Annotated in this window: 5 protein-coding genes; all 5 read left to right on the top strand. The window is 45.8% G+C overall.

The features are described from left to right. The first annotated feature begins 1,785 nt into the window (after positions 1-1,785). The gene (locus GCU44_RS22820; protein WP_241685078.1) at positions 1,786-2,115 is read left to right on the top strand and encodes a DUF2281 domain-containing protein; all 330 of its coding nucleotides are present in this window, start codon (positions 1,786-1,788) and stop codon (positions 2,113-2,115) included. Beyond that, positions 2,115-2,441, top strand: a complete 327-nt coding sequence (locus tag GCU44_RS22815; RefSeq protein WP_154859696.1) for a type II toxin-antitoxin system PemK/MazF family toxin — start codon at positions 2,115-2,117, stop codon at positions 2,439-2,441. Before GCU44_RS22820 ends, GCU44_RS22815 begins: the two co-directional genes overlap by 1 nt. Positions 2,442-2,500: 59 nt before the next feature. Next, positions 2,501-2,752, top strand: coding sequence for a DUF2281 domain-containing protein (locus tag GCU44_RS22810; protein WP_154859695.1), 252 nt, complete (start codon positions 2,501-2,503; stop codon positions 2,750-2,752). Further along, a complete protein-coding gene (locus GCU44_RS22805) occupies positions 2,753-3,088 on the top strand; it encodes a type II toxin-antitoxin system PemK/MazF family toxin (protein ID WP_154859694.1) in 336 nt (111 codons plus the stop codon). A gap of 360 nt (positions 3,089-3,448) precedes the next feature. Further along, a partial coding sequence (locus GCU44_RS22800) for an NAD-dependent epimerase/dehydratase family protein (RefSeq protein WP_154859693.1) occupies positions 3,449-3,921 on the top strand: 473 nt, incomplete at its 3' end.

Here is a 3,921-nt window from a genome sequence, read left to right as displayed (position 1 = left end):
CAAACAGGCAGGAGCGGTGGAATTCGGTTCAGTCGGGGTGGTTAAGGGTTAATAGGGTTCGGAACGGGTTGAGTTGTAGTTATGGGCAAATAGGCAGGAGAGGCGGTATTAGATTCAGCCGTGGTGGTTAATGGGGTTCGGTATGGGCTGGACTTTGGGGTCTGGCCTTTTTGCGTTTTGGGCTATCTTTGGATTCAGCGGCGGTTGTTAAGAGTTAAAGTGGTTCGATATGGGCTGGACTTTTAGGGTCTGGCCTTTTTGCATTTGGGTTGGTATTGGGTCCAATCGTGGTGGTTAAGGGTTAAGCGAGAGACTACCGGTTGGGGTGAGCGTACGGACTTTGCACCAATTAAATTTGACAGAACCTCTAGGGATGAAAGAAGCGGGTGGGCCGGCACAAAACCGAGCCTGTCCTGAATTTTTTCAGGAGGCGCGCGGGAGGTTAGCGGGGGGAAGGATTTTTGTGCCTTGATTTTTTGGTACTTTTGGATCAAAGCCTGTCCCGAGCAGCGCAGCGAATCGGGGCCAAAAGTACGAAAGGAATTGGCGTTAAAACAAGGAGTACAACCTGTGTCTTGGCATGCCCTTTTCCTAAAGCCAGGTGACATTTTAGGGTCTGGCCTTTTGTTTTAAGACCTTGTTTTTTGTCCAAACGTGGTGGTTAAGGGTTAATAGGGTTCGGTACGAGTTGACTTGTAGTTATGGGCAACCAGTCAGGAGCGGTGGAATTCGGTTCAGTCGTGGTTGTTAAGGGTTAATAGGGTTCGGTACGAGTTGATTTGTAGGTATGGGCAAATAGGCAGGATTGGCGGTATGGGATTCAAGCGTGGTAGTTAAGGGTTAAATGGTTCGGAACCGGCTGAGTTGTAGTTTCGGGCAAATGGGCAGGGGAGGCGGAATTTGAGTCAACGGTGGTGGTTAAGGGGGGTCGGTATGGGCTGGACTTTGGGGTCTGGCCATTTTCCTGTTTGAGGGTATGGTTTTTTTTGGAGGCACCGATTTTCGAAGCATCCGCTAATTTTGATCGAACGTCTACGATTGAAAGAAGCGGGTGGGCCGACAAAAAACCGGGCCTGTCCTGACGGGAGTCAGTGGCCTGTCCTGACGGGAGTCAGGAGGGCGCGGGAGGTATGCGGGGGGAAGGATTTTTTTGTCTTGACCTTTTTGGTACTTTTTGGGTCAAGCCTGTCCTGAGTAGCGTAGTGAATCAGGGCCAAAAAGTACAAGACCAATTGGCGGCAAATAGAGAAAACGACGATTGTCCTGCCGTGCTCTTTTCCTAAAGCCACATTGACTGATTAAGACCTGGCCTTTCTGCATTTGTAGTGGGTATTGGCTTCAGGGGTGGCGGTTAAGGGTTAATAGGGTTCGGTACGGGTTGACTTGTAGGTATGGGCAACCAGTCAGGAGCGGTGGTTTGGGATTCAGGCGTGGTTGTTAAGGGGTAAAGTGGTTCGTTATCGGCTGGGCTTTAGGGTCTGGCTTTTCTTGTTTTTGGGCTTGTCTTTTTTGCGGAAACCGATTTTCGAAGCATCCAATAGTTTTAATAGCATGTCAACAGAAAAACAAAGCGGGTGGGCCGACAAAAAACGGAGCCTGTCCTGACGAGAGTCAGTGGCCTGTCCTGACGAGAGTCAGTGGCCTGTCCTGACGGGAGTCAGGAGGTGTGCGGGAGGTTAGCGGGGGGAAGGATTTTTGTGCCTTGATCTCCTGCCTGCCGGCAGGTTTGGTACTTTTGGAATTAAGCCTGTCCTGAGCAGCGCAGCGAATAAAGTACGAAAGGAATTGGCGTTTACTACCCCCATCAGCCTTCGTCCTGCCATTAACTCCAGACTTGGATGGAACCAACTAAATCTAAAAAAACCGTATATTGCAGCAAAAGATGAACTTATGTCAAAAAAAGGTTTGATTCATAAAACAGTTGAAACATTGGAAAAACTGCCAGAAGACAGTATTCAAGAAATTGCTGACTTTGCGGAGTTTATGTTGAAAAAAAATGAAGAAAAAATTCTTCAAAAAGGGATAGAAACAATGGTCAGCGAATCAGATAGTTTTGCTTTTCTTCAGGATGAGGAAGATTTATATAATGAAGATGATTTAAAAGAAAAATACTGATGCAGCAGGGAGATATCATTTTGATCCCTTTTCCATTCACCGATCTGACAGGCAGTAAAAAGCGCCCTGCGTTGATACTGATTGTTGGAATTTTAGACATCACTGTAAGCTTTATCTCTACGAAGCTACACTGGCAGGAACCGGCCGATATACTACTATACCCAAATTCAATAAATGGACTCAAGAAACCTTCACTCGTAAGAATTGGAAAGATGGCCACAATCGATAAATCCTTGGTAATAGGGAAATTGGGAAACCTTAATCTTAAAGAAATTAAGGTGTTGCATAAAAAGTTGATTCATATTTTTGAATTTAAAATAAATTAACCCTTAACTTTCACTAGGCATAATGTAAACTAAATCTGAAAAAACCGTATATTACAGAAATGGATGGATTTATGTCAAAAAAAGTTTTAATTTATAAAACAGTTGAAACGTTGGAACAACTGCCAGAAGATAGCATTCAAGAAATTGCTGACTTTGCGGAATTTGTATTAAAGAAAAATAAAGACCAACTCCATCAACAACATGCTGGCGAAAGCGCTTTAACACAGCACGCCATGCGGCTTTCAGAATCATCCTTAAATGAAGATTGGGAAAATGAAGATGAAACCCATTGGGATAGTTTTTTGGAATAAATGGATTTTAGGCAAGGAGATATCGTTATTGTTCCCTTCCCGTTTTCTGATGGGCAACTGTCAAAAAGCCGGCCCGCTGTGGTTATTTCAGGTGAAAGAGTAAATAATACCAGGGATATCATTCTAGCCCAAATCAGTTCAACATCGAGAAGTGATGAATTTAGTTTTTTTATTGATGAAAACAGGATTACTGTTTCACTGAGAAAAAAGAGCCAGGTTAGGGTGCATAAGATTTTCGTGATGGAAAAAATGCTGGTTAAAAAAAAGATTTCTCAGCTCACAGATCTAACGAAAAATGAACTCCTGGTCAAAGTGAAAAATCTTTTTGAGAAATAATGCAATGGGTGATGATTTTCCCCATTTGACTAAGGAAGGGTTTATGTATGGGTATTGCCAGAATGCATAATTCATTTACAAATCACCACATCACCACATCACCACATCATTAAACCATCGAACCATGCCTTTTTGGGCTGACCTTTCTCAGTCCGACAAGCTCAGGCGGCCAGGACGGATACGTCTCCGTGGGCTGCCTTTTTAGGCTGATCCTTTTTCAGTCCGACAAGCTCAGGCGGCCAGGACGGATACGTCTCTGTGGGCTGAGCCTGTCGAAGCCCAAATCACCACATCCTTGAACCATGCCTTTTTGGGCTGACCTTTATCAGTCCGACAAGCTCAGGCACCCTAAATAATCACATGATACTAATCACAGGAGTCACCGGCTTCGTCGGGCAGAACATGCAAAAGCAGTTGAAAGACAGGCCCTGGAAGGCACTTAGTAGGAACCGTTCCGGCACCGATTTGTCCTATGGCGATTTCTGGCAGCAAGGAGACCTGTCTTTTAGCCATTACATCCACCTGGCAGGAAAAGCGCACGATCTGAAGAAGACTGCCGATGAACAGGAATACTGGGAGGCCAATTACGAGCTTACCCGCAAGCTGTACGACCGCTTTCGGGCGGATCCCGCCGCCCAGACCTTTGTTTTTATCAGCAGCGTCAAAGCCTGTGCCGATCGGGTGGAAGGTTGGCTTACGGAAGAAACGCCCTGCACACCGGAAACCGTCTACGCCAAGTCCAAGCGAAAAGCAGAGGAATACCTGTTGGCACATCCGGCCCCCGGCAAGCGGGTCTATATCCTGCGTCCCTGCATGATCCATGGTCCGGGAAA

Origin of the sequence: Cyclobacterium xiamenense (assembly GCF_009467825.1) — a bacterium.
GTDB classification, from domain to species: Bacteria; Bacteroidota; Bacteroidia; order Cytophagales; family Cyclobacteriaceae; genus Cyclobacterium; species Cyclobacterium xiamenense.
The sequence above is the reverse complement of the archived record's forward strand: the minus strand, read 5'-3'. Positions and strand labels throughout refer to the sequence as shown.